General features: G+C 69.6%; 28 protein-coding genes. 16 read left to right on the top strand and 12 right to left on the bottom strand.

Translation table 11 applies throughout. The annotated features are described in order from the left end of the window. Positions 1 to 30: 30 nt before the first annotated feature. Positions 31 to 1,428, top strand: a complete 1,398-nt coding sequence (locus ACRWK7_RS30430) for a polysaccharide deacetylase family protein (protein ID WP_431860826.1) — start codon at positions 31 to 33, stop codon at positions 1,426 to 1,428. 46 nt (positions 1,429 to 1,474) lie between these two features. Here the strand turns inward: ACRWK7_RS30430 and ACRWK7_RS30425 are convergent, their stop codons facing one another. The 4 genes from ACRWK7_RS30425 to treZ form a co-directional block, all read right to left on the bottom strand. After that, the gene (locus ACRWK7_RS30425; protein ID WP_431860824.1) at positions 1,475 to 1,834 is read right to left on the bottom strand and encodes a hypothetical protein; all 360 of its coding nucleotides are present in this window, start codon (positions 1,832 to 1,834) and stop codon (positions 1,475 to 1,477) included. Positions 1,835 to 1,918: 84 nt separating this feature from the next. Continuing rightward, entirely contained in the window at positions 1,919 to 2,251 is a 333-nt protein-coding gene (locus tag ACRWK7_RS30420) for a hypothetical protein (RefSeq protein ID WP_431860822.1), read from the bottom strand. 159 nt (positions 2,252 to 2,410) lie between these two features. Further along, positions 2,411 to 4,465, bottom strand: a complete 2,055-nt coding sequence (locus ACRWK7_RS30415; protein WP_431860820.1) for an amylo-alpha-1,6-glucosidase — start codon at positions 4,463 to 4,465, stop codon at positions 2,411 to 2,413. Continuing rightward, positions 4,458 to 6,407, bottom strand: coding sequence for a malto-oligosyltrehalose trehalohydrolase (gene treZ / locus ACRWK7_RS30410; RefSeq protein ID WP_431860818.1), 1,950 nt, complete (start codon positions 6,405 to 6,407; stop codon positions 4,458 to 4,460). Before treZ ends, ACRWK7_RS30415 begins: the two co-directional genes overlap by 8 nt. A gap of 273 nt (positions 6,408 to 6,680) precedes the next feature. Here treZ and ACRWK7_RS30405 point away from each other — a divergent pair, with 273 nt between their 5' ends. After that, a complete protein-coding gene (locus tag ACRWK7_RS30405) occupies positions 6,681 to 7,313 on the top strand; it encodes an FMN-binding negative transcriptional regulator (protein ID WP_431860816.1) in 633 nt (210 codons plus the stop codon). Between the two features lie 111 nt (positions 7,314 to 7,424). Here ACRWK7_RS30405 and ACRWK7_RS30400 read toward each other — a convergent pair whose 3' ends face one another. The 3 genes from ACRWK7_RS30400 to ACRWK7_RS30390 form a co-directional block, all read right to left on the bottom strand. Next, entirely contained in the window at positions 7,425 to 7,679 is a 255-nt protein-coding gene (locus tag ACRWK7_RS30400) for a hypothetical protein (RefSeq protein ID WP_431860815.1), read from the bottom strand. Positions 7,680 to 7,685: 6 nt separating this feature from the next. Further along, positions 7,686 to 8,123, bottom strand: coding sequence for a DUF3775 domain-containing protein (locus ACRWK7_RS30395; protein ID WP_431860813.1), 438 nt, complete (start codon positions 8,121 to 8,123; stop codon positions 7,686 to 7,688). A 79-nt stretch (positions 8,124 to 8,202) separates the two neighbouring features. Further along, positions 8,203 to 8,403: a hypothetical protein gene (locus tag ACRWK7_RS30390; protein WP_431860811.1), complete on the bottom strand. Its 201-nt coding sequence runs from the start codon at positions 8,401 to 8,403 to the stop codon at positions 8,203 to 8,205. A 112-nt stretch (positions 8,404 to 8,515) separates the two neighbouring features. Between ACRWK7_RS30390 and ACRWK7_RS30385 the strand changes: the two genes are divergently transcribed. The 5 genes from ACRWK7_RS30385 to leuA all read left to right on the top strand — a co-directional run bounded on the left by ACRWK7_RS30385 (position 8,516) and on the right by leuA (position 13,088). Beyond that, complete coding sequence (locus tag ACRWK7_RS30385) at positions 8,516 to 9,124, top strand: alpha/beta hydrolase (RefSeq protein ID WP_431860809.1); 609 nt, start codon at positions 8,516 to 8,518, stop codon at positions 9,122 to 9,124. A 211-nt stretch (positions 9,125 to 9,335) separates the two neighbouring features. Next, on the top strand, positions 9,336 to 9,998 hold the full coding sequence (locus ACRWK7_RS30380) for a haloacid dehalogenase type II (protein WP_431860807.1): 663 nt from the start codon (positions 9,336 to 9,338) through the stop codon (positions 9,996 to 9,998). 18 nt (positions 9,999 to 10,016) lie between these two features. Then, positions 10,017 to 10,373 carry a CidA/LrgA family protein gene (locus ACRWK7_RS30375; RefSeq protein ID WP_431860805.1) on the top strand — a complete coding sequence of 119 codons (357 nt, stop codon included), beginning with the start codon at positions 10,017 to 10,019 and terminating at the stop codon, positions 10,371 to 10,373. Beyond that, positions 10,370 to 11,089, top strand: a complete 720-nt coding sequence (locus tag ACRWK7_RS30370) for an LrgB family protein (protein ID WP_431860804.1) — start codon at positions 10,370 to 10,372, stop codon at positions 11,087 to 11,089. The genes ACRWK7_RS30375 and ACRWK7_RS30370 overlap by 4 nt, the downstream gene beginning before the upstream one ends. 316 nt (positions 11,090 to 11,405) lie before the next feature. Beyond that, entirely contained in the window at positions 11,406 to 13,088 is a 1,683-nt protein-coding gene (gene leuA, locus ACRWK7_RS30365; protein WP_431860802.1) for a 2-isopropylmalate synthase, read from the top strand. A 63-nt stretch (positions 13,089 to 13,151) separates the two neighbouring features. On the opposite strand, the gene ACRWK7_RS30360 is transcribed toward leuA, so the two are convergent. Beyond that, positions 13,152 to 13,310 carry a DUF3309 family protein gene (locus ACRWK7_RS30360; RefSeq protein WP_431860800.1) on the bottom strand — a complete coding sequence of 53 codons (159 nt, stop codon included), beginning with the start codon at positions 13,308 to 13,310 and terminating at the stop codon, positions 13,152 to 13,154. A 204-nt stretch (positions 13,311 to 13,514) separates the two neighbouring features. Here ACRWK7_RS30360 and ACRWK7_RS30355 point away from each other — a divergent pair, with 204 nt between their 5' ends. Then, complete coding sequence (locus ACRWK7_RS30355) at positions 13,515 to 14,000, top strand: bacteriohemerythrin (RefSeq protein WP_431860799.1); 486 nt, start codon at positions 13,515 to 13,517, stop codon at positions 13,998 to 14,000. Positions 14,001 to 14,011: 11 nt separating this feature from the next. Here ACRWK7_RS30355 and ACRWK7_RS30350 read toward each other — a convergent pair whose 3' ends face one another. The 3 genes from ACRWK7_RS30350 to ACRWK7_RS30340 form a co-directional block, all read right to left on the bottom strand. Further along, the gene (locus ACRWK7_RS30350) at positions 14,012 to 14,836 is read right to left on the bottom strand and encodes a flagellin (protein WP_431860797.1); all 825 of its coding nucleotides are present in this window, start codon (positions 14,834 to 14,836) and stop codon (positions 14,012 to 14,014) included. Positions 14,837 to 15,087: 251 nt separating this feature from the next. After that, on the bottom strand, positions 15,088 to 15,255 hold the full coding sequence (locus ACRWK7_RS30345) for a hypothetical protein (RefSeq protein WP_431860794.1): 168 nt from the start codon (positions 15,253 to 15,255) through the stop codon (positions 15,088 to 15,090). A gap of 49 nt (positions 15,256 to 15,304) precedes the next feature. Further along, positions 15,305 to 16,921, bottom strand: a complete 1,617-nt coding sequence (locus ACRWK7_RS30340) for a CorA family divalent cation transporter (protein ID WP_431860792.1) — start codon at positions 16,919 to 16,921, stop codon at positions 15,305 to 15,307. A 132-nt stretch (positions 16,922 to 17,053) separates the two neighbouring features. Between ACRWK7_RS30340 and ACRWK7_RS30335 the strand changes: the two genes are divergently transcribed. The 8 genes from ACRWK7_RS30335 to ACRWK7_RS30300 all read left to right on the top strand — a co-directional run bounded on the left by ACRWK7_RS30335 (position 17,054) and on the right by ACRWK7_RS30300 (position 26,026). After that, entirely contained in the window at positions 17,054 to 17,275 is a 222-nt protein-coding gene (locus ACRWK7_RS30335; RefSeq protein ID WP_431860790.1) for a hypothetical protein, read from the top strand. A 165-nt stretch (positions 17,276 to 17,440) separates the two neighbouring features. Further along, on the top strand, positions 17,441 to 19,213 hold the full coding sequence (locus ACRWK7_RS30330) for an ABC transporter ATP-binding protein (protein ID WP_431860788.1): 1,773 nt from the start codon (positions 17,441 to 17,443) through the stop codon (positions 19,211 to 19,213). A gap of 268 nt (positions 19,214 to 19,481) precedes the next feature. Continuing rightward, a complete protein-coding gene (locus ACRWK7_RS30325; protein ID WP_431860786.1) occupies positions 19,482 to 21,431 on the top strand; it encodes an acetoacetate--CoA ligase in 1,950 nt (649 codons plus the stop codon). A gap of 53 nt (positions 21,432 to 21,484) precedes the next feature. Further along, positions 21,485 to 21,943: a hypothetical protein gene (locus tag ACRWK7_RS30320; RefSeq protein ID WP_431860784.1), complete on the top strand. Its 459-nt coding sequence runs from the start codon at positions 21,485 to 21,487 to the stop codon at positions 21,941 to 21,943. Between the two features lie 309 nt (positions 21,944 to 22,252). Beyond that, positions 22,253 to 22,528 (top strand): HU family DNA-binding protein, encoded by a 276-nt coding sequence (locus ACRWK7_RS30315; RefSeq protein ID WP_109121482.1) that lies wholly within the window; start codon positions 22,253 to 22,255, stop codon positions 22,526 to 22,528. A 26-nt stretch (positions 22,529 to 22,554) separates the two neighbouring features. Then, complete coding sequence (locus ACRWK7_RS30310) at positions 22,555 to 22,965, top strand: MucR family transcriptional regulator (protein ID WP_431860782.1); 411 nt, start codon at positions 22,555 to 22,557, stop codon at positions 22,963 to 22,965. Positions 22,966 to 23,560: 595 nt separating this feature from the next. Continuing rightward, complete coding sequence (rpoH, locus tag ACRWK7_RS30305) at positions 23,561 to 24,451, top strand: RNA polymerase sigma factor RpoH (protein ID WP_431860780.1); 891 nt, start codon at positions 23,561 to 23,563, stop codon at positions 24,449 to 24,451. Between the two features lie 228 nt (positions 24,452 to 24,679). Continuing rightward, complete coding sequence (locus ACRWK7_RS30300) at positions 24,680 to 26,026, top strand: protoglobin domain-containing protein (protein ID WP_431860778.1); 1,347 nt, start codon at positions 24,680 to 24,682, stop codon at positions 26,024 to 26,026. A 467-nt stretch (positions 26,027 to 26,493) separates the two neighbouring features. On the opposite strand, the gene ACRWK7_RS30295 is transcribed toward ACRWK7_RS30300, so the two are convergent. Next, positions 26,494 to 26,664, bottom strand: coding sequence for a hypothetical protein (locus tag ACRWK7_RS30295; protein WP_431860776.1), 171 nt, complete (start codon positions 26,662 to 26,664; stop codon positions 26,494 to 26,496). Positions 26,665 to 26,765 lie beyond the last annotated feature (101 nt).

The following is a 26,765-nucleotide window of genomic DNA, read 5'->3' as shown; positions in this document are numbered from 1 at the left end:
CGTTGCAGGCCTTAGACGGGGTCCACTGCCTTGCCGCTTCCGTTTCCGCTGCAGACCATCCGCGCCGGCCGCCGCGTCGCACCGGCGCTGCTTGCCGTTGCCCTGTCGCTGACCGCCGCCCCGGCCTTCGCCGCCCCGGCGCCGTCCGCCAAGGGCGGGGCCGTGCTGCAGCTCGGTCTGTTCCAGAAGGAAGGCGAGGCGTGGTGGGCGTGGAAGGAGCTGCAGCGCCGCGGCCCCGACATCGCGCGCAGCCTGACCCCCTCGGTGGTGGCGCTCAGCGGCAAACAGCAGGGCGTGGCGCTGCGCGCGTCGATGACGGTGAGCGGCGACGCCGCCGGACTGTGCCGCCGCATCGTCAACGCCGGCATGGGCTGCGTGCTGGTGGACAAGAACGGCCCCGTCACCGCGGCCGCACCGGCTCCCGCCCCCGCTCCGGCTCCCATTCCGGCCCCGGCTGCCGCGCCGGCCCCGGCTCCGGCGGCTCCGCCGCCGGCCACCGCCGGCACGCGCACCGAGGTGGCGGCGGTGCCGAAGCCGGCGTCGCCCGTCATTCCCGTCGCGCTGAGCGCCCCGCCCGCGCCCCCGGCCGGCCCGGCGCCCGCCGCGGCGCAGCCGCCGTCGGCGACGAACTCCAACCCGATGGAAGGCATCGTCTTCTACAACGACGAAGACGTGAACACGCTGCTGGAGATCGAGAAGCGCGCGCGCCGCCGCGGCCGTCTCGGCGCGGTGGTGCCGGACACCGATCTGGACATCATGCCGGCGCTGCTGACCAAGCGCGGCTGGAACCTCTGCGCGCTGACCTTCGACGACGGCCCGCACCGCACGGTGACCCGGCAGATCCTGGAGATCCTGAACGCCGAGAAGATCCGCGCCACCTACTTCCCGGTGGGCAACGCCGCGGCCAAGAACCCCGAGGTGATCCGCGACTTCGTCGCCGCCGGCCACGAGATCGGCAACCACAGCTTCACGCATTCCGACCTGCGCGCCATGCCGTCGGAGGCGCAGCGCTTCGAGGTCGCCGAGACCAACCGCATCCTGCGCAACCTCGGCGCCAACCCGGTGCTGTTCCGCCCGCCCTACGGCCGCTACACGCTGGAGCTGCTGTCGAACATCCGCAAGGAGCAGATGAGCCCGGTGCTGTGGAGCGTCGACACCCGCGACTGGCAGGTGCGCGACCCGGACAAGATCGTCCAGCACGTGAAGACCGGCGCCGGCACCGGCAGCGTGATCCTGCTGCACTCCACCTACCCGTCCACCGCCAACGCCCTGCCGCGCGTCATCGCGACGCTGCGCGCCAAGGGCTGCGAGTTCGTCACCCTGTCGGAGTGGATCGCCAGCATGCGCAACCTGGCGGCCCCGCAGATGGTCAACGCCGCCGAGCCGGTGGTCAGCGCCAGCATGCCGAACAACAACCCGCGGCAGTGAGCGTTGGGAACGCAAGTTCCTCCCCCGCCTCCGGCGGGGGAGAGAGTCACTTACCCGCCGCCTTCTTGTTCTGGCCGTACTTGCGGATGACCGCCTCCAGGTCCGGCGCCAGCATCGTCCAGGCGCCGATGCACTTGCTGGTGTCGGCCTCGGAGATCATCACGGTGCAGGCGAAGTTGAAGCGGCCATAGGCGTCGTCCACCGTCACCGCGATCTTGGCGTTCTGCCCGCCGATCAGCGACCCGTCGAAGCTCGACGTCGCGAAACCCTTGGTGGTGATGGCGGCCAGCGGAAAGCTCTTGCCGTCGACGGTGACGAAGCTGCCGCCCGCCTTGCGTGCGCCCGGCTTGCCCGGCGTCTTCTTCGGGGTCTTGACGGTCGTCTTCAGGAAGTCGAACAGGCCCATCGGCGCATCCCCTCACGAACGGTGCGACCGACTTTATGCGCAGGCACACGAGTCCGCGCAACCAAAAGATCCCGAACGAACAGATTAGTGCCCGCCGGAGGCCAGCGCCGGCCCCTGGGGGCGGCCGTCCGGCGCCATGCCGGCCAGCCACGCCCGCCGCGCCCGCAGCGCGAACAGCATCGCGAACGGCGCCAGCGTCACCAGCACCGCCGCCGCGCCCAGCAGCACCGACAGCGCCCCGGCCGGATCGTCGGCGTCGAGGCGCGAGCCCAACTCGGCCAGCAGGTGCAGGATCAGCGCGGCGATCACGGTGGCGGCCAGCGTCGGCGCCACGTAGCCGAAGCGGCGCCCACCGGCGCCCGTGGCCGGATGCCGCGCCGGGCGCGGATCGCAAGACATCCCGAAGACATCCCGCATGGGCACCTCCTGGGCCGCTCGCTCCGGACATCCGGACCGTACGGGAACAAATATAAACCGTTCACGAGGCGTTGCATCGGGGCAGTTCTACCTAAGCCCTACCGGAGGACTCCGACAAAAGGCCATCCACCCATAGTCGCCATAGGGGTATGCCCCACCCTATTCGGCCGCCTTCGCCATCGGCGCCGTGTCGGTGGCGGCCCAGCAGCGCACCACCTCGGCCACGCTCCAGGCCTGGGCGATGCAGCCGCGCGGGGTGAAGGGCGGCTCGGCGTCGAAGATCTCGCTGATGGTGCCGATGCCGGCCTCGTTCAGGTGCGGCAGGAACCCCTCCAGGAGCTTGCGGGCGCCGGCCAGGTCATCCGGGTGCAGCTTCAGCCAGGCATCGACGAACGGCCCGATCAGCCAGCCCCACACCGTGCCCTGGTGGTAGGCGGCGTCGCGCGCCCGCAGGTCGCCGAAGTACTTGGGCTTGTAGTCCGGGTGCCCCGGCGCCAGCGAGCGCAGGCCGACCGGCGTCACCAGCCGCTCGCGCACCGTGTTCACCACCGCCTCCCAGCGGCCGCGGTCGAGCACCGGGTTGTCCAGCGACACGGCGAAGATCTGGTTGGGCCGGATGGCGTCGTCGTCGCCCTGCTCGCCGTCGATCACGTCGTAGAGGCAGCCGCGCCCCTCGTTCCAGAAGCGCGCGTTGAACGACGCCCGCGCCGTCTCCGCCATCGCGCGGTAGGAGGCCGCCGCCTGGGACCCCTCCTCCTCCTCCAGCCACGAGGCGGTGAGGCACAGCGCGTTGTACCACAGCGCGTTGATCTCCACCGCCTTGCCACGCCGCGGGGTGACCACCCAGTCGTCCACCTTGGCGTCCATCCAGGTGAGCTGGTAGCCCTCCTTGCCCTGGCGCAGCAGGCCGTCGGCCGCGTCCATTTTGATGCCGTAGTCGGTGCCGCGGCGGTGGTGCTCGATCACATCGACCAGCCGCGGCAGGATGATGCGCAGCGTGTGGCGGTCGCCGGTGGTGCGCACGTAGCGGTTCAGCGCGTGGAAGAACCACAGCGTCGCGTCGGCGGTGTGGTACAGCCCCTCGTCCTTGCCGTCGGGGAACATGTTGGGGATCAGGCCGCGGCGGATGTAGTGCGCGAAGGTGCGCAGGATCCACCCCGCCTCGACGTGGCGCCCGGTGGTCAGCGTCAGCCCCTCCAGGCTGATCATGGTGTCGCGGCCCCAGTCGGTGAACCAGTGGTAGCCGGCGATCACCGTGCGCACCTCGTCGCCCTCCGCCCGCGCCCGCATCTGGTCGGCGACGCGGCCGGCCGGGACGAAGACGAAGCTGTCGGCGGACAGCACCAGCTCGGCCATCGCCCCCTCGCGCAGCGACGGGTGCGCCGTGCGCACCAGGCGGCGGCGGCGCTCGTGCTCGAACTTCAGCACGTCGGCCGGCGGCAGCGCCTCGACCCGGCGCCAGGTTTCGGTGGAGGCGACGAAGGTGATGCTCTGCCCCGGCTGCAGCGGCCCGCCGAAATAGCCCGGCGTCCACAGCGAGCCGCGGGATTCGTAGCCGCGCTCCGCCTCCACCGGGTAGTGCAGGTCGCGCCGGGCGCCGCCGTCGAGCGTCAGCGGCATCGGCGCGCCGTCGATGGTCATGCGCAGCACCGGCAGGTCGGGCCCGGCCCAGACCTCGTACTGGTGGCCCTGGGCGATCACGCGGTAGTCGCGGGCCAGCGGCTGGTCCACCGCCGATTCCAGCGTGCGGAAGGCCAGCACCGGGCGCAGGCGGATGCTCACGGGATGCGCCGCCTTCACCACGCGGTAGGTGACGTGCACGATGTTCTGCCGGTGCGGCATCACCACCTGCTTCTCCAGCACGATGCCGTCCACCTCGTAGCGCCAGACCGGCAGCCCGGATTCCAGCCGGAACGCGGTGACGTAGCCGGCGCAGACCGCGCCGTCCTGGCCGGGATCGTGGCTGGTCAGCCGGCGCTCGGTCCCGTCGGGCATGATCAGCACGTCGTTGAGCTGGCTCAGCATGACCACGCGGCCCAGCGGCGCCGGCAGCGCCGCGATCAGCAGGCCGTGGTAGCGCCGGGTGACGGCGCCGCTGACCGAGGCCGAGGCGTAGCCGCCCAACCCGTTGGGCACCAGCCACTCGCGCGTCAGCGCCGCGTCCCGCGCCAGGGTCAGGGCGTCGCGGCCAAGCGTGCGGACGATCTCAGGCATGACTCTCCTGTTCGTTCTCGGGTCCCAGGACCACGGCGGAGCGGCCGGGCAGGTGCCAGTTGCCGTCGGTTTCCACCGCGGGCGTGCCGCCGCCGCCATAGACGGGGTCCTCGCTCGACCACACCAGGCTCCAGCGCCCGCCCGCGGGCGGGGCGAGCAGCGGTTCCGGCACCAGCGTCAGGTCGAGGTCGCGCCCCATGTTGACCAGCAACAGCCGGTCGTCGCCGTCCTCACCGAAAAAGCGCAGCACGAAGGCTTCCGTATCGAGCACGGCGCCTTCCGGGCGGGTCTGCGCGGCGAACACCGGGTCCTCGCGGCGCAGCCGCAGCAGGTCGCGGTGCAGCGCCGTCGCCCAGGCGTGCCGCTCGCGCTCGGCCGGGTCGAGCTTGCTGCGCTCGAAGGTCCGCGGGTCGTGCGGGGCGGTCAGCCGCGCCTGCATGGCCGGGGTGGCGACGCTGGGGAACTGCGCCACGAACTCGCCGCGCCCCCTGGCGACCATCTCGGCCAGTTCCGGCGTGTGGTCGGCGAAGTAGAAGAAGGGCGAGGAGGCCGCGAACTCCTGCCCCTGGAACAGCATCGGCGTGCCGGGGCCGAGCAGCGTCAGCGCGGTGAACGCCCGGTACAGCCCCGGCGCCGTCAGCGCGTGCACGCGCAGCCCGTTGCCGGAGTTGGCGACCTGGTCGTGGTTCTGCAGGAAGGTGACCATCGCCGCCGGATCGACGCCCCAGGCCGGCATGCCGCGGCGCTTCTTCTGCCACTTGTACCACTGGCCCTGGTAGAGGAAGCCGTGCCGCAGCGCCGACACGAACTCCTGCGGCGTGCCGCGGTAGTCGGTGTAGTAGGCCTCCGCCCGGCCGGTCAGAGCCACCATGGCGGAATGGTGGAAGTCGTCGTTCCACAGCCCGTCCAGGCCGCAGGCGCCGCCCCCCTCCCCGCACGGGCGCAGCAGGGAGGAGTGCTGCGGCTCGTTCTCGCCGATGACGATGGTGGCGCGGCCGCGCGCCGCCTTGCGCACCGCGCCGCTGATCTCCGCCATCACGTTGACCGGCGAGGCGTCGAAGATCTGCTGCGTGGCGTCCAGGCGCAGACCGTCCAGGTGGTATTCGTCCACCCAGCAGGCCGCGTTCATGATGAAGAACTCGCGCACCGGGCCGCTGTCCGGGCCGTCGAAGTTGATCGCCTCGCCCCACTCGTTCTCGTATTTGTCGGTGAAGTAGGCCTTGGAGAAGCATTTCAGGTAATTGCCGTCGGGGCCGAGGTGGTTGTAGACGACGTCGAGGATCACCGCCATGCCCAGCCCGTGCGCGCGGTCGACGAAGCGGCGCATGTCGTCCGGCCCGCCGTACAGCCGCGTCGGCGCGAACAGGTTGACCCCGTCGTAGCCCCAGCCGAAACGCCCCGCGAAGTCCGACACCGGCATCACCTCCAGCACCGTGATGCCCAATTCGGCGAGGTGCGGCAGCTGCGCGATGGCGGCCTCCCAGGTGCCCTCGGGCGTGAAGGTGCCGACGTGCATCTCGTAGACCACCTGCCCCTTCAGCGGGCGGCCCTTCCAGGCGTGGTCGGTCCAGTCGAAGCGGAACGGGTCCACCACCTGCGACGGCCCGTGCGGCCCCTCGGGTTGGAAGCGCGACACCGGGTCCGGGTAGAGCGTCTCGTCCCGGTCCAGGCGGAAGCGGTAGCGGCTGCCCGCCGGCATGTCCTCGACCAGCCCGGAGAAATAGCCGTTGCCTTCGGCGTCGAGCGTCACCGCGCGGCCCTCCGGCTCGACCACGAGGGCGACGGCGCGCCGCTTCGGCGCCCAGACGCGGGCGTGCGCGCTGCCGTCCGGCAACGGCTCGACACCAACGGGATAGCGGCGCGGCGCGGCGGGCGACGGCGGGCGGGCGGGAAAGGCGGCGGCGGCGGTCACAGGCTCATGGCCTTTCGGTTGTGTGTCCATACCCTTCGGGTTTCCCCCAAACAGCCGGTCGCGCCTGTTGATCCCGCGCATGCGGAAATGGCACGTTGCTTACCGGGTGGCGTAACGAACACAATCCGGTCCGGAAATAATCCGCACGGCCCACGTCCTCGTCCGGAACGCGTTCATCCACGAAACCCCGCCGCGCGGCGCGCCCACCGCCTGGACGACGTCGACGCGCTGGCCCGGCGGGACCGCGCGGGGCATGCTGGAACCGCCGAGCCGACCGATCCCATCCCCTCATCCGGAGCGACCATGTACGTCCCGCCCGCCTTCGCCGAGGACCGGCTGCCCGTCCTGCACGACGCGATCCGCGCCGCCCGCCTGTGCACCCTGGTGACCATGGGAAGCGACGGGCTGGAGGCCAGCCACGTCCCGGTGCTGCTGGACGCCGAGGCCGGGCCGCACGGCACGCTGCTCGGCCACTTTTCCAAGGCCAACCCGCAGTGGCGCCGGCTGTCGGCGGAGGTGCCGGCGCTGGCGATCGTCACCGGGCCGGACGCGTACGTCACGCCCTCCTGGTACGAGACCAAGAAGCAGACCGGCAAGGCGGTGCCGACCTGGAACTACGTCGCCGTGCACGCCTACGGCGCTCTGGAGCTGTTCGACGACGCGGAGTCCCTGCGCGACGTGGTCACCCGCCTGACCGAGCGGCACGAGGCCGGGCGTCCGGACGCCTGGGCGGTGTCCGACGCGCCGGAGGATTTCCTGCAGGGGATGTTCAAGGGCATCGTCGGCTTCCGACTGCCGATCGCCCGCATCGAGGGCAAGTGGAAGCTGAGCCAGAACCGCCCGGCCGAGGACCGCGCGGGCGTGGTCGCCGGTCTGCGCGCGGACGGCGGAGAGGCGGAGATGGCGGTGGCGGCGCTGATGGCGGAGGATCGATAAACGGAGCCCCTCCCCACCCCTCCCCCGCTGGCGCGGTGGAGGGGGCAGAGCGGCGGAGTTCCCTCTCCCGCGGCAGCGGGGGAGGGTTAGGGAGGGGGCAACACCTGCCCGCTACACCCGCTCCCCGAAGCTGCCCGCCGCGGCGTCGATCACCGCGTCGTGTTCGCGGATGGCCGCCACCGCGGCCTCCACGTGGTCGGCGGGAACGCGCACGGTCACCAGCACGTCGCTCCCCTCCCCGGTCTCGGCGTCACGCTCCTCGACGCTCACCACGTCGGCGCTGCCGAAGCGGGCGCGGAGCAGGGCCAGCACATCGGCCTGCACCGCGTCGCCCTTCTCGGCCATGTAGGCGAAGACGATCTGCATGGCGGGTCACTTCCCGGCCTTTTCCATCATGCCCAGCGCGAACAGGCCCTTCATCAGGAAGTCGTGCAGCTCGATCTTCTCGGCGATGTCGTCGTAGCTGGTGGCGTCCGGCGCGCTGCCGGCGTTCAGCAGCGCCTCGTCCCACTGGTTGCCGGCGTAGTCGCCGCGCCCCACCATCATCACCGCGCGCAGCTCGATCCGCTCGTCCGGGCTCAGTCCCGACAGCAGGCCCTTCAGCTGGTCCAGCGCGGCGCTGGCGTCGGTGGAGACGACGTTGAGCGTGTCGAGGTCGGTGGGATTGCGCGAGCCGCGCTCGGCCAACTGCTCGCCCAGGTCGATGTTGCGCATGCCGGCGACGAAGCGCTGGCGGTCGCCGACGGCCTCCGAGGCCAGGTCGGCCGCGCGTTTCACGGTGTCGAGCTTGAGGCTTTGCAGCTTGGGCATTGTGGGAACCCTTATGGTTGGGGTGAACACGGGTCTTGCCGGTGATCCAAACAGCCGCGGCGCGGCTTGATCGCGGTGCTCACGATTCCGGTTCGGGGTTGCTCTGCCGGGTCGGCTTGGCGTTGTGCTCGTGGCCGGGGTTGCCGCCGGGCACGCGGTCGCTGCCGGGCGCCTGGTTCTGCGTCGGCTTGTTGCCGGCCTTCTGGTCGCTCTTGGCCGCCTTGCCGGGGCCGCCGGCGCGGTGCTTGTCCTGCTCGGTGTCGCGGTTGTTGCGGCTCATCGGGTTCTCCTCTGGTTGTTCCGGAAGCGACAACAGCCGATGGCGGCAGGCGTCCCGGAAACCCACCTTCGTTCAGCGGTGTTGAGACAGCGAAGAACGAGGAGAGAAGCGCATGGAGAGCGCGGACGAAGGCTACCGCACCGTCACCCTGCCCACCGCTGCCGGCCCGGTCGAGGCGCGCCACTACCCGGCCGCGGGCCGCGCCGGGGCGATCTGGGTCGGCGGGATCGGCGGCGGATTCGACACGCCCGCGCGCGGCCTCTACCCACGCCTGTGCGCCGACCTGACGGAGCGCGGCATCCAGTCGCTGCGCGTGCGCTTCCGCTTTCCCACCAAGCTGGACGAGGCGGTGGCGGACGCGCTGGCCGGGCTGGACTTCCTGGCGGCGCAGGGGGTGACACGGGCCGCGGTGATCGGCCACTCCTTCGGCGGCGCCGTCGCCGTCCGCGCCGCCGCGGCGCGGCCGGACCTGGTGCGCACGGCGGTGACGCTGGCCACCCAGGGCTACGGCGCCGACGTGGCGCACGGGCTGGCGATCCCGCTGCTGCTGATCCACGGCGAGGCCGACGAGATCCTGGCGCCGGAGTGCTCGATGTACGTCCACCGCATCGCGCCGGAGCCGAAGAAGCTCGTCCTCATGCCCGGCGCCGGGCACTGCCTGGACGAGACGGCGGAAGCCGTCTGCCGCGAGGTGCGCGACTGGCTGACCGAACGGCTCTGAGCGCGGCTCCATGGCTGGGGACCACCGTGCCGGCAACATGAGACACGGATTACACGGAATTTCCAGATGTTCGGGGGGTGCCGGGACGTTCCGGCAGCCGTTGCTCGGCACGCCGGACAGGCATCCGTGAAATCCGTGTCCCAATCCGTGAGATCCGTGTGATGGTTGCCCCCCATTCCGGAACGCGGACCGCAAGAAGGAACCCTCGTCCATGCCCATCGTCGCCTACGTGTTCGACGCCTACGGCACGCTGTTCGACGTGCAGTCCGCAGCCTCGCGCAACGCCGCCGCCGTCGGGCCGCAATGGGAGCGGCTGGCCGAGGTGTGGCGGGCCAAGCAGCTCGAATACAGCTGGGTCGAGAGCCTGATGGGCCGCCACCCCGACTTCCGCGAGCTGACCGAGCGCGCGCTGGACGTCGCCATGAGCGCCGTCGGGGTGCCCGGCGGCGAGGTGCGCGGGGCGCTGCTCGACGCCTACCGCACGCTCGACGCCTACCCCGAGGTGCCGGAGGTGCTGGAGGCGCTGAAGAACCGCGGCGCCCGCCTCGCCATACTGTCCAACGGCACCCCGGCGATGCTGGCCGACGCGGTGCAGGCCGCCGGCATCGGCGACCTGCTGGACGCCGTCATCTCGGTCGAGGAGGTCGGCGTCTTCAAGCCCAACCGCCGCGTCTACGAGCTGGTGCAGAAGCACCTGGGCGTGCCGCCGGCCGGCGTGTCGTTCCAGTCCTCCAACGCCTGGGACGCGGCGGGGGCGAGCGCCTTCGGCTTCCGCACCGTCTGGGTCAACCGCGCCGGCCGTCCGCGCGAATACCCCGGCGAGGCGGTGACCGAGGTGCGCGACCTCTCCGCCCTGGTCGGGATGGACATCTAAACAATGGGTTCTTGAACGATGCTGGGGCCGATCACCATCCTGCTGGCCTGCCAGCTGGCGGGCGAGCTGACGGTGCGGGTGCTGGCGCTGCCGGTGCCCGGGCCGGTGCTGGGCATGCTGCTGCTGTTCGCCGGGCTGCTGGCGCGCGGCGGCGTGCCGCGGCCGGTGGCCGACGTCACGGGCGGGCTGCTGCGCAACCTGTCGCTGCTGTTCGTGCCGGCCGGCGTCGGCGTGATGGCCCACCTCGGCCGGCTGTCCGACGAGGCGCTGCCGATCGCCGCGGCGGTGGTCGGCAGCACGGTGCTGACCATCGCCGTCACCGCCTGGGTCATGGCGGCGCTGCTGAAGCGCGGGCGCAAGGATCCCGAGGCATGAACGACCGGCTGCTCGATGTCTGGGTCTACCTGTCGGCCAGCCCGCTGGCCGGGCTGACGCTCACCCTGCTCGCCTACCAGGCCGGACTGTGGGCGTTCGAGCGCTGCGGGCGGACGCCGCTGGTCAACCCGGTGCTGGTCGCCGTCGTCCTCATCATCGCCGCGCTGAAGGCCCTGGGCGTCGACTACAAGACCTACTTCGACGGCGCGCAGTTCGTGCACTTCCTGCTCGGCCCGGCGACGGTGGCGCTGGCGGTGCCGCTGTACAACCAGTTCCAGCAGGTGCGCCGCTCGGCCCTGGCGATGCTGGCGGCGCTGGTGGCGGGGTCGCTCACGGCGGCGGGCAGCGCGGTAGCGCTCGGCTGGCTGTTCGGCGCGTCGGAGCGCACGCTGCTCTCGCTGGCGCCGAAGTCGGTGACCTCCCCCATCGCCATGGGCATCGCCGAGCAGCTCGGCGGCCTGCCCTCGCTGACCGCGGTGTTCGTCATGCTCACCGGCATCATCGGGGCGACGCTCGGCGGCTCGGTGCTCACCCTGATCCGGGTGACCGACTGGCGAGCGCGCGGCTTCGGCATGGGGGTGGCGGCGCACGGCATCGGCACCGCGCGCGCCCTGCAGGTCAACGAGACCGCCGGCGCGTTCTCCGGGCTGGCCATGGGGCTGAACGGGCTGGCGACGGCGGTGCTGCTGCCGGTGCTGGTGCGGCTGCTGTGGTGAAAGTCATTCGCGGCCCCAACAACATCCCGGCTTGACAGTCGGGCACGCGGCCCGGCATTTTACGCGCCATGACGACCATCGACCGCACGAACGCGCTCCTGCGACTTATCGGCCCGGCGCTCTGACAGCGTCCGGGAGTTTTCGCGCGTTCCCCTGTTCACACCGCAGGTCTCGTCATCATCATGAGCACCCACTGTACGATCGCCCGGCCGAGGCCGGGGCTGCGACTTAGCAGCGGCCGTTGAGCCCTCCCGGCGGCTCGGCGGCCGCACCGTCAGCCGGTTTTTCCAAACCCCAGACGACGAGTTGCAGTGCCATGAACCACATCCGCATGCCGGCCGAGAAGTACACGCCCTTTCCCCCGGTCAAGCTGACCGACCGCCAGTGGCCCAACCGCACGCTCGACAAGGCGCCGATCTGGTGCTCGGTCGACCTGCGCGACGGCAACCAGGCGCTGATCGAGCCGATGGGCTCCGACCGCAAGCGCGCCATGTTCGACCTGCTGGTCCGCATGGGCTTCAAGGAGATCGAGGTGGGCTTCCCCGCCGCCTCGCAGACCGACTTCGACTTCTGCCGCGAGCTGATCGACGAAGGGCGCATCCCCGACGACGTCACCATCCAGGTGCTGACCCAGGCGCGCGAGGAGCTGATCCGCCGCACCTTCGAGGGCATCAAGGGCGCCAAGCGCGCCGTCGTGCACCTGTACAACTCCACGTCCGAGCTGCAGCGCCGCGTGGTGTTCGGCCAGGACCGCCAGGGCATCACCGACATCGCCGTCGCCGGCGCCCGGCTGATCAAGCGGATGGCCGCCGAGTACCCGGAGACCGAGGTCATCCTGCAGTACTCGCCCGAGAGCTTCACCGGCACCGAGCTGGACTTCGCCGTGGAGATCTGCGAGGCGGTGGCCGAGGCCTGGGGCCCGACGGCCGACCGGCCGATGATCCTCAACCTGCCGGCGACCGTCGAGATGTCGATGCCCAACGTGCACGCCGACCAGATCGAGTGGTTCTGCCGCACCATCAAGGGGCGTGAGCGCTTCATCATCTCGCTGCACCCGCACAACGACCGCGGCACCGGCGTGGCGGCGGCCGAGATGGGCATGCTGGCCGGCGCCGACCGCGTCGAGGGCACGCTGTTCGGCAACGGCGAGCGCACCGGCAACGTGGACATCGTCACCCTGGCGCTGAACCTGTTCACCCAGGGCGTCGATCCGGGGCTGGTCATCGACGACATCAACGAGATCGTGCAGGTGTCGGAGTACTGCACCCAGCTGCCGGTCCACCCGCGCCATCCCTACGCCGGCGAGCTGGTGTTCACCGCCTTCTCCGGCTCGCACCAGGACGCCATCAACAAGGGCCTGAAGGCGCTGTCCAAGTCGAACAGCGGCAAGTGGGAGGTCCCCTACCTGCCCATCGACCCGGCCGACCTGGGCCGCAGCTACGAGGCGGTGATCCGCATCAACAGCCAGTCCGGCAAGGGCGGCATCGCCTACGTGCTGGAGAGCGAGTTCGGCCTGCAGATCCCGCGCCGGCTGCAGATGGAGTTCTCCAAGATCGTCCAGCGCATCGCCGACGAGACCGGCAAGGAGCTGTCGCCGTCCTCGATCTACGAGGCCTTCAAGACCGAGTACCTGGACGCCGAGGAGCCGCTGAAGCTGGTCGAGCACCACACCGAGCCGCGCGGTCCCAACTCCGGCCCGCGCACCATGACGGTGGTGCTGGAGAAGAACGGCGTGCCGACCACGGTGCGCGGCAAGGGCACCGGCCCGATCGACGCCTTCGTCGACGCGCTGCGCCAGGGCGCCGGCATCGACCTGCACGTGGTGGACTACCACGAGCACGCGGTGACCACCGGCGAGGACGCCCAGGCCGCCGCCTTCGTCGAGGTCCGCGTCGGCAACGGCGACGGCCGCACGCTGTACGGCGTCGGCGTCGATCCGGACATCGTCACCGCGTCCCTGCGCGCCCTGGTCAGCGCCGCCAACCGCGCCTCCAGGTAACTGGGCTCACGCAAAAAGGCCCCTCCCCTGACGGGGAGGGGCCTTTTTCGTGCGCGGCCGGCGTCAGAACCGTCCGGTCAAGGCCAGGATCAGGATCACGATCAACAGCAGGCCGAGGACGCCGCTCGGGCCATAGCCCCAGCTGCGGCTGTGCGGCCACGCCGGAACCGCGCCGATCAGCAGCAGGATCAGGACGATCAGAAGAATGGTGCTGAGAGCCATCGGTGCCTCCAAAACGCGAAAGGTCCGATGGAAAACGCGGGCTGGGCCGTTGCGTTCCGCGGCCTCCCGAATGCTCCGCCCAAAAGGACCGGCAGCCCCGCTTCCGTCATAGGGCGGGCCGCGCCGCTTCGCGCGGGAGCGCCGGGCGGGACTGTGTTATGATTGATAATAGTGTGGGGCCGGCCCGAGCGGGTGGAGGCGACCATGACGATCCGTTGGCGCGGCAAGCTGTCCATCGACGGCGGTCTGATCGACGCGGACCACCGCCACCTCATCGCCATCGTCAACCGCTTCGACGGGGATTGCGCGGCGGAGGGCAACCGCCCGGCGCTGCGGCGCGCGCTGTCCGACCTGCGCCAGTTCGCGCGGCGGCACTTCGTCCGCGAGGAGCGGCTGATGCGCGAGGCCGGCTATCCGCCGGAGAGGATGCGCGAACACGAAAACGCGCACCGGACGCTGATCGCCCGGCTCGACACGCTGGTCCGGCATTACGAAACCTCGACCGGCGACGACGCTCTGGCCGAGGTGGTCTGGGAAACCGCGGATCTGCTGAAGCACTGGCTGACCGACCACCTGGTCGGCTTCGACCTGCCCCTGAAGCCATATCTGACCAGGCCGCACCTGAGGCGCAGCGTCCGCTTAGCGGCGCCGCGCGCGACGGCGGCCCGGTTTTGGGCCGCCCGCGCGTGACCGGTGCTGTTTTAGCCGCGGAACAGGTTCTGCAGGATCTGCGGGGCCTGGTTGGCGATGCCGAGGGTCTGCGCACCCAGCTGCTGCTTGATCTGCTGGGCCTGCAGGGTCGCGCTTTCCTTGGCCAGGTCGGCGTCCACGATGGCGCCCAAGCTGGTGGTCAAGGCGTCCTGCATGGACGCGTTGAACTTGATCTGCGCGTCCAGGCGGCGGGAGTCGGCGCCCAGCGTGTTCAGCACGTCGCCGGTGGACTTCTCGGCCGACGCGAAGGCGCCGGTCAGCAGCACCACCGCCGAGGCCGCGCTGCCCACCGAGGTGAACGCCGACACGATGGTCGAGGACAGCGACACGCCGGTGCCGCCCACGGTGTACTGCGTGCCGTCGGCGTTGGCGATCACCGAGATGTTGGTCTGCGCGCCGCTCAGCAGGTTGATGCCGTTGAACTTGGCGTTCGAGATGTAGTTCTGCACCTCGGCCTTCAGCGCGGTGAAGTCATTGTTGTACTTCGAGCGCATGTCGGTGTTGAGGTTCTGGTCGGCCAGCTTGGTCAGCGTCTCGCGGGCGCGGGCCAGGGCATCGGACACGTTGGTCGCCGCGTTGTTGAAGACGTTGGTGGCGCCCTTGGCGATGTTCAGCTGGCTGTTGACCGCGTCGATCGCGCCCTTTTCCGACCGCAGCGACTGGGCGACCGCGAAGGCCGCGCCGTCGTCCACCGCATCGGCCACCTTGTAGCCGGTCGTGACGCGCTTCTGGGTCTTGTTCAGGGCGTTGACGGTGTTGTTCAGGCTCTGCAGAGCGACCAGAGAGCTCTGGTTGGTGTTGACTGAGTTGGCCATGGTGACTGCCCCCTTGTGCGCTCGGTATGAGCGGCTTGCCGTGATCTGACCATGTCATAGCAAGGGGTATGCCAACCGCGTTGGGTCGCATTAATCGATTGATATTATTGGACTTACTCCGCAGCCCCGGGCGGGCATCGGCAGGAAGCGACCCGGCGAAGCCGGCAGGGCGCGGCCGGGCGGTAGGTAAAAAACTCCCCCCTCGTCGCGCCCTGCCGGCCGTTGCCCGGCAAGAATGACCCCCCGCCCGGTCACTCCCCGTCGTCGCGGCCGTCCTGCGGCCGATCCGCCTGCGGGCGCGAGGGCGCCTTGCCGGGCAGCGGGGTCTGCGGGATGGTGCCGGGGGTGGTCTCGGTGGACGGGGTCTGCTGCCCGTCCGTGTCGTTGGCGAAGGTCGGTCGGTCCTGTTCGCGGCTCATGCGCTCCTCCGGTGGTCGCTCACCGGAAGGACAACAGCGCGCCCGGCGATTAATGCCGCCCCCGGCGCAGGCCGAGCTTGGCCGGCAGCGGGCGGCGCTCGTCCGACAGCGCCTCCAGCCAGTCGGCCAGCCGCTTCGACTTGGCGATCGACAGCAGGATCAGCCCGACCGTCGGCAGCAGCGTCAGCATGAACACCAGCACGCGCAGCCAGAGCGGCTCGTCACCCAGCGCCAGCAGGTTCATGCCGAGGAAGCCGGTGACCAGCGTGCCGATCATGCCGATCACCGTCACCACGGTCAGCCGCAGCACCGAGTTGGCCTGCCGCCGCAACCCGTCGGAATCCAGGTAGTCGGACATGTCCTGCACCTCGTCGCGCACCTCGGCGTACAGGCGCTCGGTGCCCAGGTGTTCCGACCACATCCGGAACAGGTCGCGCGCCGGTCCCTGGTTCGACACCTCGTGGAACCAGTAGCGGTGGGTGAAGCGCAGGAATATCTCGAAGATCTGGCGGATGGCGCGCTTGAACACCTTCACCGAGTCCACGTCGCCGATGTCCAGCCGGCTGATCGCCACCACCAGCCGGTCCGACAGCATCAGCAGCGCCGCCCGGTGGAAGTGCGCGATCAGGCCGAGCAGGAAGTACTGGTGCCGGAACTGGCCAAGCAGCCCGGTCTCCAGGTCCGTATAGAAGGAATCGCCGTCGCGCCCGACCATCAGCAGCGCGTGCCCGCAGCAGATCATCCGCACGCTGCTCAGCCCGCAGCCCGGCGCCAGGTTCCAGTAGCGGTCGTAGCAGTAGCGCTGCTCGAAACCATAGAGATAGCTCTCGGCGAAGGGCAGCGTGCCGTCCTGCACGCCCGGCCCGGTGGCGAGGCCGAGCCGCACCCAGTCGGCCCGCGCCAGCCGCGTCGGGTCGTCCATGGAGATGTAGGCCAGCAGCGGCATGCGCTGGTACTCGAGCTGGCGGTAGGTCAGCGCCCCGCTCGCGTCGGACTGGTGCAGCGCCAGCGGCTTCAGCAGGAACGCCCAGTGCGCCGCGATGTAGGGCGCGCGGTTGCGGCAGACGAACTCCAGGAAGGTGCGCTTGTCGTCGGTGTCGGAGGCGGCCAGCACCGCGCCGTCCGCCGCCAGCCATTCCACCTTGCGGCAGCACTGCCCGGCGCTGCCGTCGGCGTTCCAGAACGACGGGTAGGTGCGCCCGAAGCGGTACAGCAGGTCCTGCACCCAGCGCAGCTCCACGTCCTCCGCGGCGATCTCCACCGCCAGGATCGCCACGTCGACGTCGTGGAAGAAGGTGAGGTCGATGTGGACGATCTCGACGACGCGCGGCACGCCGTCGCTGAGCGTGAGGCGGGCGTGCGTCACGTCGCGGCGGCGGAACACCTTGATCGGCGACGCGCCGTAGCCGCCGGCCCCGCCCTCGCCGTACAGGAAGCGCTGCACGTAGGGCAGGAAGGCGGTGAACTCGATGTAGTGGCGTTCCTTGAACTCGCCGGGGTCGAGGGTGAACTCGTCCGCCACCTCGCTCCAGACGCAGTCCGGGCCGCTCAGCCGCTCCCAATGCCGCTGGATCTGCGCGCCCTCCTGCAGGGGCATCAGCTGCACCGGCCACAGCAGGATCTCGCGGAAGCGGCGCACGCGGACGGCATCGTCGGATTCGGACATGGCGCGGCCTCCCCTTCCCTTTGTAAGGAGTGTAGCAGAGGCGGCATGCCTGACGATGGTCCCTGACGATGGTCAAGGATTCCCGCGCCGTCCCGCGGCACCATTCGGGCCGGCAAGGCGCGGAGGCACGGCATGGGCACGATACGGATCGACTGGACCGACGGCGAGGGCCACTGCGACGAGTGCGGCCCCTACGAGGTGGTCACCGTGGGCATCACCAAGCCGGACGGATCGGCGGTCGCGCTGCGCTACTCCGGGCACGAGGCCGGCGGCGACCGGTTGAGCGACCCCGCCACCGCCGTGGCCGCGGTGCTGCGGGCGCTGGGGTACGAGGTGGAGCTGACGGTGCGCTGAAAGCGCCGTGGCCCCCTCCCCATCCATCCCCCGCGGGAGGCGGTGGAGTGCTGGGGAGGGGGCCACGGAAACCGCGACAAAAGTGCGACCTCCTTCATGGTTACCCAGCGTTAACCATACCCCGCCAGATTGGCTCAAGTTTTCGTCGAACGCTTGAGTCCGATCATGGCCCATACCCCGACCCGTCCCACGCTGGCGCTCTACCGCCGCGTCTTCCGCGAGGCGACGCCGTTCCGCGTTCCCCTCGGCGCCCTGCTGGCGCTGGGCTTGGTGGGCACGCCGATCGGGCTGCTGATGCCGCTGCCGGTGACCATCGCCGTGGATTCCGTGATCGGCGGCAAGCCGCTGCCGGCGGCGCTCGACGGCTGGGTCCCGGCGGGGCTGGCCGGCGCGCCGCTGCTGCTGGCGGTCGGGCTGGTGGTGGCGACGGCGCTGATCACCCAGCTGCACGGCCTCGCCGACCGCTTCCTGCGCGACTGGACCGGGCAGCGCATGGTGGCGGCCTTCCGCTCCAAGCTGTTCCTGCACGCCCAGCGCCTCGCCATCCAGCGGCACGACGCCAAGGGCATCTCCGACGCGCAGAACCGCATCGAGGACGACGCCAGCGCCATCCAATGGCAGATCAGCCACGTCATCCTGCCCTTCGTCACCTCGGCCGCCTACTTCGGCGGCATGGTGTGGGTGACGGCGATGATCAACGCCAAGCTGGCGGTTGTGGCGCTCGCGGTGTCGCCGCTGTTCGCGCTGCTGACCGCGCTGTCGCACCACCGCCTGCGGAGCCGCTGGGACGCGGTGTGCGAGGAGGACAGCAAGGCCAAGGCCGTCCTGCACGAGACGCTGTCGGCCCTGCGCGTCGTCCGCGCCTTCGGCCAGGAGGAGCGCGAGGTCAAACGGTTCCAGGAGCGCACCGACCGCGTCATCAGCCGCTTCTTCAGCGCGGCGCGGGCGGAGAGCGCCATGGGCTTCTGCGTCTCCATGCTGCTGTCCGGCGGCACGGCGGCGGTGCTGTACATCGGCGTCACCGACGTGCAGGCCGGCCTGCTGACGGTGGGCGAACTGCTGCTGGCGCTGTCCTACCTGGGCCAGCTCTACCAGCCGCTGCAGAACATGGGGCATCAGGTGGCCGCGCAGCAGAAGCTGATGGCCAACCTGCACCGCGCCTTCGCGCTGCTCGACGAGCGGCAGGACCCGGCCGAGACCGCCAACGCCATGGCCCTGCCGCGCGCAATGGGCGACATCGCCTTCCGTGGTGTCAGCTACGACCACGGCACCGGCCGCAACGTGCTGCACGACCTGGACTTCGCCATCCCGGCCGGAGCCAAGGTGGGCATCGTCGGCAAGTCGGGCGCCGGCAAGTCGTCGATGATCGGCCTGCTGACCCGCCTGTACGACCCGAAGTCCGGCGTGGTGACGCTGGACGGCGAGGATCTGCGGCTGTGGAAGCTCGCCGACCTGCGGCGCCAGTTCGCCATCGTCGGCCAGGACACCATCCTGTTCTCCACCACGGTGGCCGAGAACATCGCCTACGGCCGCCCCGGCGCGACGATGGCGCAGATCGAGGCCGCCGCCAAGGCCGCCGACGCGCACGACTTCATCCTGCGCCTGCCCGAGGGCTACGACACCCCGGTCGGCGAGCGCGGCATGCGCTTCTCCGGCGGCGAGCGCCAGCGCATCGCGCTCGCCCGCGCCTTCCTGTGCGACGCGCCGATCCTGATCCTCGACGAGCCGACCAGCGCGGTGGACAGCCGCACCGAGAAGGCGATCATGGACGGCATCGAGGTGCTGATGGAGGGCCGCACGACCTTCATGATCACCCACCGCCTCGCGACCCTGCGCGACTGCGACGTGCTGATCGAGATGGAGGCCGGCCGGGTGACGCGCGTAACCTCGAACGTCGAGGACGCGGTGGCGGGGATGACCGCAGCCCTGGCGGCGTGACGATGCGGAGAACAGGATTCCACACGGATTCCGCGGATTGAGGCACGGATTACACGGATTGTTCTTCTTGCCAGGCAACGGCTTACGGAAAGGCCCGCACGCAGCAAGCACGCATAATTCCGTGTAATCCGTGCCTCAATCCGTGCAATCCGTGTGACTGTTGCCCCCACCACGGGCCGCTGACGAACATGGGGGAACCTCGCGTGACAGCCGTCTCCCCGCTGCGTTATCCTCCCGTCCAAAGAAAAAGCAGGGAGGACCTTCGGTCATGGATGCACCCCTTTGGCGCCCGTCGGACGAGCGCGTCGCCGCGTCGAACCTGACGGCGTTCCGCGCGGCCGCCAACGCCCGCTTCGGCCTGAAGCTCGACGGCTATGACGCGCTGTGGGACTGGTCGGTGGCGAAGAAGGAGGATTTCTGGCGCTTCCTCTGGGACTGGGCCGACGTCAAGGGTGAGCCCGGCTCGGACGTGCTGCGCGACGGCGACAGGATGCCCGGGGCCCAGTGGTTCCCCGACGCCCGCCTGAACTACGCCGAGAACCTGCTGGCCGGCGCCGCCGACGAGGCCCTCGTCTTCTGGGGCGAGGACAAGGTCAAGCGCCGCTGGACCAGGGCCGAACTCACCGCCGAGGTCTCCCGCCTGCAGCAGGCGCTGAAGGCCGCCGGGGTCGGCGTCGGCGACCGCGTCGCCGCCTACATGCCGAACATGCCCGAGACGCTGGCCGCCATGCTCGCCACCGCGAGCCTCGGCGCCACGTGGTCGTCGTGCTCGCCGGACTTCGGCGTGCAGGGGGTGGTCGACCGCTTCGGGCAGATCGAGCCCAAGGTGCTCTTCTTCCCCGACGCCTACTGGTACAACGGCAAGGCGCACGACGTCCGCGGCAAGGCCGCCGAAGTGCTGAAGGATCTGCCCACCGTCGTCCACGCCGTCTGCGTCCCCTACGTGGACGAGAAGGCCGACGTCTCCGCCGTGCCCAGGGGCATCGCCTACCGCGATTTCCTGGCGCCGCACCAGGCCGCGCAGCCGACGTTCGAGCGGCTGCCGTTCAACCACCCGCTGTTCATCCTCTACTCCTCCGGCACCACCGGAAAGCCCAAGTGCATCGTGCACGGCGCCGGCGGCACGCTGCTCCAGCACCTCAAGGAGCACCGGCTGCACTGCGACCTGAAGCCCGGCGACCGGCTGTTCTACTTCACCACCTGCGGCTGGATGATGTGGAACTGGCTGGTGACCGGGCTGGCCAGCGGCTGCACGCTGCTGCTCTACGACGGCTCGCCCTTCGCGCCCGACGGCAACATCCTGTTCGACTACGCCGACGCCGAGCGCATGACGCTGTTCGGCACCTCCGCCAAGTACATCCAGTCGCTGGAGAAGGGCGGGCTGGAGCCCAAGACGACGCACAGCCTCGCCAGCGTGCGGGCGCTGACCTCCACCGGCTCGCCGCTGATGCCGGAGAACTTCGACTACGTCTACCGCGCCATCAAGGGCGACCTGCACCTCGCCTCGATCAGCGGCGGCACCGACATCGTGTCCTGCTTCGTGCTGGGCAACCCGACGGCGCCGGTGTGGCGGGGCGAGATCCAGACGCGCGGCCTGGGGCTGGCGGTGGAGTCCTTCTCCGACGACGGCCACCCGATCCGCGGCGAGAAGGGCGAACTGGTCTGCACCAGGCCGTTCCCGTCCATGCCCATCGGCTTCTGGAACGACCCGGACGGCCGGAAGTACCGCTCCGCCTATTTCGAGCGGTTCGACAACATCTGGACGCACGGCGACTTCATCGAGCAGACGGCGCACGGCGGCTGGGTGATCTACGGCCGCTCCGACGCGGTGCTGAACCCCGGCGGCGTGCGCATCGGCACGGCGGAGATCTACCGCCAGGTCGAGCAGCTGCCGGAGATCATGGAGGCGATCTGCATCGGCCAGGAATGGGACGGCGACGTGCGCGTCGTGCTGTTCGTGGTGCTGCGCGAGGGGCTGACGCTGGACAAGTCCTTGGAGGACACGATCCGCAAGCGCATCCGCGACAACTGCTCGCCGCGGCACGTGCCGGCGAAGATCGTGCAGGTGACCGACATCCCGCGCACCCGCTCCGGCAAGATCACCGAACTGGCGGTGCGCGACGCGGTGCACGGCCGCCCGATCAAGAACACCGAGGCGCTCGCCAACCCGCAGGCGCTGGAGCAGTTCACCGGGCGGGCGGAACTCGCGTCGTCATAGGGTGTCGTAACGTGGGCCGCCCGCCGCGGGCGGCCCACCGACGAAGGCTCGCCATGCCCCCTCCCCTCTTCCTCGACCTCGACGGCGTGCTGGCCGACTTCGACCGCGGCGTGAGGGCGGTCACCGGCAAGCGCCCCGAGGAGCTGGCGACCAAGGTCATGTGGCGCGCGCTGTCCCGCCACAAGGACTTCTACGGCACGCTGGAGTTCATGCACGACGCGCAGGAGTTGTGGCGCTTCTGCGAACCGCACGGGCCGACCATCCTCACCGGCCTGCCGCTGGGGTCCTGGGCGCCGGAGCAGAAGCGGCGCTGGGTGGCGCACATGCTCGGGCCGCACGTCAGGGTCATCACCTGCATGGCGCGCGACAAGCACCGCCACGCCTCGCCCGGCGCCGTGCTGGTGGACGACCGCGAGAAGGCCCGCGAGCCGTGGGAGGGCGCCGGCGGCACCTTCGTGCTGCACACCTCGGCAAAGACCTCCATCGCGGCGCTGACGCGGCTCGGCTTTTAGAACACAGGCGAGTGTCCGAAACGGTTTGCCTAGAATTTCTCAAACATTTTTCATATGACGGCGCCCGCCGGAAAGGCCTCGATTCGCCGCCGAATGGTGCGGGAACGGCGCGGAAAACCCCATGCTGCGCCGCACCCATTCCACGGAAACGCCGTGGCATTGCGGCTTTCGCGCCACACGTGGCCCACGAACGCGGCTTCCCAAATAAATTCGCAGTTGCCGCGGCGCCATTCACTCTTGTGCGGATGGTTTCCTTCTGCCAATAACACCCACAGCCCACAGGGTACCGCTTTACACGGGAGTGCTTTTATGAATCAGGCCGAACTGATCGAATCCGTCGCCACCACCGCCGGCATCAAGAAGACCGAGGCCGCCAAGGTGGTCCAGGCCGTGTTCGAGGGCATCTCGGGCGCGCTCGGCAAGGGCGAGGAAGTCCGTCTGGCCGGCTTCGGCATCTTCGAGGTGGCCGAGCGCGCCGCCCGCGAGGGCCGCAACCCGCGCACCGGCGAGGTCGTGAAGATCGCCGCCTCCAAGGCGCCGAAGTTCAAGCCGGCCAAGCAGCTGCGCGACGCCGTCAACGGCTGATCGCCCAGCGCCCTGCAGGAGCCGTCATGCCGATCGAATCCTCAGAGCTTCAGGCCCTCACCGCCAAGGTCGTCGCCGCCTATGTCGGCAACAACCCGGTTCCGGTGAACGACCTGCCCGCGCTCATCAGCAGCGTCCAAGCGGCCTTCCGGGGCCTCGGCGAGGAAAAGGCGGCTCCGCAGAAGACGGAGCAGACGCCGGCCGTTCCGATCAAGAAGTCGGTCACGCCGGACTACATCGTCTGCCTCGAGGACGGCAAGAAGCTGAAGATGCTCAAGCGGCATCTGAAGACCGTCTACGACCTGACGCCGGACGAATACCGGGTGAAGTGGGCCCTGCCGCCGGAGTACCCGATGGTGGCCCCCAACTACGCCAGGGCGCGGTCCGAGATGGCGACCAAGCTCGGCCTCGGCCGCAAGAAGGTCACCCAGGACTGAACCTCCGGCCGGTCTTTCCGATCTGCACAGGCCGATCTGCACAGGCGCGCCCCACCGGGCGCGCCTGTCGCGTTTTGGGGCCGTGCGGACGCCCCGCCCGCGGCGGCTGCGACAAACCGCACCTTGAGCGCCGCCGCGGCGCGGCCTAGACGTCCGGCATACGCCTCTGGAGCGTTTCCTCCCTAACACTTCGGGCCGCCGGCTTGTCCGCGCGGCCCGTTTCTTTCCGATCGGACGAACCTCCGATGCGCGGAAATCCCGGACGGCGGCCCTCCTCTGCCCGTCTTGTCCGCGGAACGTAAAATACCCCTCTTCCCTTTAGCCGAAGGTAATAGGATGCAGTCTGCCGCCCCGCGGCAAAGGATCATCCCCTCGGCAGAGCAGGATCCGGCACAGAATAGCCCGGACATACGCCAAAAAACATTTCTCCATGCCGGTTTAACGAGTTGCTTCGTCTTCTTCCCCGCGTCACAGTACCGGTGTTCGGCACGCCCATCACAGTCAACCGGGCGCGAAGAATTCGGCAATTTTAAAGAATTCGGCGAAACAGCCGGCACGCCGCCGAACCCTGCGGGTTAGAGAGAGGAGGTTTGGAGTGCTCAAAAAACTGCTGATCGGTGAGAACGCCAGCCTGTCCCGCTACGTCGAGGAATCGAAGCGGTACCCGATCCTCTCGCCGGACGACGAGCGCGCGCTCGCCGAGGCCTGGCGCTACCGCGGCAACGCCGTCGCGCTGGAAAAGCTGGTGGGCAGCCACCTGCGCCTGGTCATCAAGATCGCCCGCGGCTTCGCCGGCTACGGCCTGCCGCTGACCGACCTGGTGGCGGAGGGCAACGTCGGCCTGATGCAGGCCGCGCAGAAGTTCGACCCGGAGCGCGGCTTCCGCTTCGCCACCTACGCCACGTGGTGGATCCGCGCCGCCATCCAGGAATACATCCTGCACTCCTGGTCGCTGGTGAAGATGGGCACCACCGCCGCGCAGAAGAAGCTGTTCTTCAACCTGCGCCGCCTGAAGAGCCGCATGGAGGAGCTGGAGCAGGGCGACCTGTCGCCCGAGGCCGTGGCCGCCATCGCCGCCGAACTGGAAGTGCCCGAGGGCGAGGTGGTCGAGATGAACCGCCGGCTCGCCTCCTCCGACAGCTCGCTCGACGCGACCATGAGCAGCGACGGCGAGACCAATTGGCTGGAGCTGCTGGCCGACGACCGGCCGAACCAGGAGATCACCATCGCCGACGCCAACGAGCTGGCGCTGCGCCGCCGTCTGGTCGGGCAGGCGCTGGAGCGCCTCGACGACCGCGAGCGCCGCATCCTGTTCGAGCGCCGGCTGAAGGACAACCCCTCCACGCTGGAGGCGCTCAGCCAGCAGTTCTCCGTCTCGCGCGAGCGGGTGCGGCAGATCGAGGTGCGCGCCTTCGAAAAGCTGCAGAAGGCGGTGCTGAGCGCCGCCCAGGCCCTGCGCCGCCCGGCCGCGGCCGTCGCAGCGTAACGTTACGACAACCTCGTCACCGATCAGCCGGCGGTTGCCCACTTCGGGCACCGCCGGCTTTTTCGTGTTCATGTGAAGCGCAGACAAAACGTCTGCCTGCGACAATGCGTCACCGTTCTCATAACTGGGAAGCATCGGCATCATGCTGCCTTCGCGCACAAATTACTTTGCTGTTTAGAAAAATTCGCAGCATTATCTGACCACATATGTGCAGGAGCCGAGCCGCCCATGTCGACCGCTGCCCAGACTCAGTCCATCCTCGACCGCATCCGCTTCCTGCGCATCGATGAGACCAGCAAGGCTCTGCTGCGGGAGTTCCAGCCGCACGTGGCGGCGCGCATCGACTCGCTGCTCGCCGACTTCTACGGCTACATGCAGTCGGTGCCGCAGATCTCCGGCCTGCTGACCAGCCCCTCGGTGGTCCAGCACGCCAAGGAGGCGCAGAAGCAGCACTGGCTGCGCAACGTCTTCACCGGCACGTTCGACGACACCTACATGGCGCAGGTGCTGCGCATCGGGCAGGCGCACCAGCGCATCGGGCTGGAGCCGCGCTGGTACATGGGCGCCTACTGCTTCATGCTGAACCGGCTGATCGAGATCGCCGCGGTGGTCTACCGCAAGAAGCCGGAGCGGCTGGCCCAGGTCATGGGCGCGGTCAACAAGGCGGTCTTCCTCGACATGGATCTGGCGCTGTCGGTCTATGTGGACCTCAACACCGCGGCGATCATCGCGCGCGAGCTGGGCAGCACCGCCGACGCGTTCGAGCGCGAGGTGAAGACCGTCGTGCAGGCCGTCGCCTCGGCCGCCACGCAGCTGCAGGGCACGGCGCGCACCATGAGCCGCACCGCCGAGGAGACCTCGGCGCAGTCCACCCAGGTGGCCGCCGCCGCCGAGGAGGCCTCGGTCAACATCCAGACCGTCGCCGCCGCCGCCGAGGAGCTGTCCGCCTCCATCGGCGACATCACCGGCCAGGTCACGCAGTCCGCCCGCATCGCCAACGAGGCAAAGACCCAGGCGGAGCGCACCAACACCACCGTGCAGGGCCTCGCCGACGCCGCCAGCAAGATCGGCCAGGTGGTCAAGCTCATCCACGACATCGCCAGCCAGACCAACCTGCTGGCGCTGAACGCCACCATCGAGGCGGCGCGGGCCGGCGAGGCGGGCAAGGGCTTCGCGGTTGTGGCCAGCGAGGTGAAGAGCCTCGCCAACCAGACCGCCAAGGCGACGGAGGAGATCAACGCGCAGATCGGCTCGGTCCAGGGCGCCACGCAAGAGGCCGTCGGGGCGATCCGCAGCATCTCCGAGACCATCGACCGCATCAACGACATCACCCGCACCGTCGCCCAGGCGATGGACGCGCAGGGCGCGGCGACCAGCGAGATCGCCCGCAACGTGCAGCAGGCCTCCATCGGCACGCGCGAGGTCAGCGCGACCATCGTGCGCGTCAACGGCTCGGCCGCCGACACCGGCAGCGAGGCGCGCAACGTCCTGCAGGCCACCGACGAGCTGAGCCGCCAGTCGGACACCCTGCGCAGCGAGGTCGACCGCTTCCTCGCCCGCGTCCGCGCCGGCTGACGACGGAAAGCCCCTGCCCGCCAGTGCGGGCGAGGGGCTTTCAATCCCCTATCGTCGAGCCTGGGCTTGTCCCCATGGGCGCTCAGTTAGCGTCCTGGACGTCGCTCCAGACATTTTTTGACCGTCATCCCCGCGAAGGCGCATGGGCGCTAAGTTTAGTATTCGGACACCGCTCCAGATACTTTTTTGGTCGTCATCCCCGCGAAGGCGGGGATCCAGGATGAGCCCCGACAGGGGCGACATGAGTCATGAGGCTCGCGGACGCGAGCACTGGATCCCCGCTTTCGCGGGGATGACGGCGAAAAGAAGATCCGAACGCTAAACTTAGCGCCTATGCGCCTGCGCGGGGATGACGGTTTGGAACAGTGATTGGCCGCCGAAACCGGCCGCCAACCGCCCAACCGAGCGCCTATGGGGACGAGCCCGGCCACGACGCAAACGCGATTTGCCGGCTTTGCCCGTGCGCCTTACGACAGCGTGCGCAGAACGCCGTCGCAGACCGGCACGTTCTCGCGCCGCGCGGCGTCGCGCGCCTGCGCCGCGTCCGGCCAATAGCAGCGACCGCCCAGCGTCGCCAGTTCACCAGCGCGCATCACGACATACAGGCCGGTGCGCCCAAGGTTCACAATCCGCACCATTGCACCCTCCTTCGCCCGACGCAGGATTGATTCGATAAAATTTGCGAAAACCGCGAGCAAATGCTTGAGCGTCGCAGTCATTCGTTTAGAGACTTACCAAG

Source organism: Azospirillum sp., assembly GCF_050789165.1.
The sequence above is the reverse complement of the archived record's forward strand: the minus strand, read 5'-3'. Positions and strand labels throughout refer to the sequence as shown.

Coding starts and splice junctions, on each gene's coding strand:
- ACRWK7_RS30425 (WP_431860824.1), bottom strand. CDS start 1,834: ATGGGCCTGTTCGACTTCCTGAAGACGACCGTCAAGACCCCGAAGAAG.
- ACRWK7_RS30420 (WP_431860822.1), bottom strand. CDS start 2,251: ATGCGGGATGTCTTCGGGATGTCTTGCGATCCGCGCCCGGCGCGGCAT.
- ACRWK7_RS30415 (WP_431860820.1), bottom strand. CDS start 4,465: ATGCCTGAGATCGTCCGCACGCTTGGCCGCGACGCCCTGACCCTGGCG.
- treZ (WP_431860818.1), bottom strand. CDS start 6,407: ATGGACACACAACCGAAAGGCCATGAGCCTGTGACCGCCGCCGCCGCC.
- ACRWK7_RS30405 (WP_431860816.1), top strand. CDS start 6,681: ATGTACGTCCCGCCCGCCTTCGCCGAGGACCGGCTGCCCGTCCTGCAC.
- ACRWK7_RS30400 (WP_431860815.1), bottom strand. CDS start 7,679: ATGCAGATCGTCTTCGCCTACATGGCCGAGAAGGGCGACGCGGTGCAG.
- ACRWK7_RS30395 (WP_431860813.1), bottom strand. CDS start 8,123: ATGCCCAAGCTGCAAAGCCTCAAGCTCGACACCGTGAAACGCGCGGCC.
- ACRWK7_RS30390 (WP_431860811.1), bottom strand. CDS start 8,403: ATGAGCCGCAACAACCGCGACACCGAGCAGGACAAGCACCGCGCCGGC.
- ACRWK7_RS30385 (WP_431860809.1), top strand. CDS start 8,516: ATGGAGAGCGCGGACGAAGGCTACCGCACCGTCACCCTGCCCACCGCT.
- ACRWK7_RS30380 (WP_431860807.1), top strand. CDS start 9,336: ATGCCCATCGTCGCCTACGTGTTCGACGCCTACGGCACGCTGTTCGAC.
- ACRWK7_RS30375 (WP_431860805.1), top strand. CDS start 10,017: ATGCTGGGGCCGATCACCATCCTGCTGGCCTGCCAGCTGGCGGGCGAG.
- ACRWK7_RS30370 (WP_431860804.1), top strand. CDS start 10,370: ATGAACGACCGGCTGCTCGATGTCTGGGTCTACCTGTCGGCCAGCCCG.
- leuA (WP_431860802.1), top strand. CDS start 11,406: ATGAACCACATCCGCATGCCGGCCGAGAAGTACACGCCCTTTCCCCCG.
- ACRWK7_RS30360 (WP_431860800.1), bottom strand. CDS start 13,310: ATGGCTCTCAGCACCATTCTTCTGATCGTCCTGATCCTGCTGCTGATC.
- ACRWK7_RS30355 (WP_431860799.1), top strand. CDS start 13,515: ATGACGATCCGTTGGCGCGGCAAGCTGTCCATCGACGGCGGTCTGATC.
- ACRWK7_RS30350 (WP_431860797.1), bottom strand. CDS start 14,836: ATGGCCAACTCAGTCAACACCAACCAGAGCTCTCTGGTCGCTCTGCAG.
- ACRWK7_RS30345 (WP_431860794.1), bottom strand. CDS start 15,255: ATGAGCCGCGAACAGGACCGACCGACCTTCGCCAACGACACGGACGGG.
- ACRWK7_RS30340 (WP_431860792.1), bottom strand. CDS start 16,921: ATGTCCGAATCCGACGATGCCGTCCGCGTGCGCCGCTTCCGCGAGATC.
- ACRWK7_RS30335 (WP_431860790.1), top strand. CDS start 17,054: ATGGGCACGATACGGATCGACTGGACCGACGGCGAGGGCCACTGCGAC.
- ACRWK7_RS30330 (WP_431860788.1), top strand. CDS start 17,441: ATGGCCCATACCCCGACCCGTCCCACGCTGGCGCTCTACCGCCGCGTC.
- ACRWK7_RS30325 (WP_431860786.1), top strand. CDS start 19,482: ATGGATGCACCCCTTTGGCGCCCGTCGGACGAGCGCGTCGCCGCGTCG.
- ACRWK7_RS30320 (WP_431860784.1), top strand. CDS start 21,485: ATGCCCCCTCCCCTCTTCCTCGACCTCGACGGCGTGCTGGCCGACTTC.
- ACRWK7_RS30315 (WP_109121482.1), top strand. CDS start 22,253: ATGAATCAGGCCGAACTGATCGAATCCGTCGCCACCACCGCCGGCATC.
- ACRWK7_RS30310 (WP_431860782.1), top strand. CDS start 22,555: ATGCCGATCGAATCCTCAGAGCTTCAGGCCCTCACCGCCAAGGTCGTC.
- ACRWK7_RS30300 (WP_431860778.1), top strand. CDS start 24,680: ATGTCGACCGCTGCCCAGACTCAGTCCATCCTCGACCGCATCCGCTTC.
- ACRWK7_RS30295 (WP_431860776.1), bottom strand. CDS start 26,664: ATGGTGCGGATTGTGAACCTTGGGCGCACCGGCCTGTATGTCGTGATG.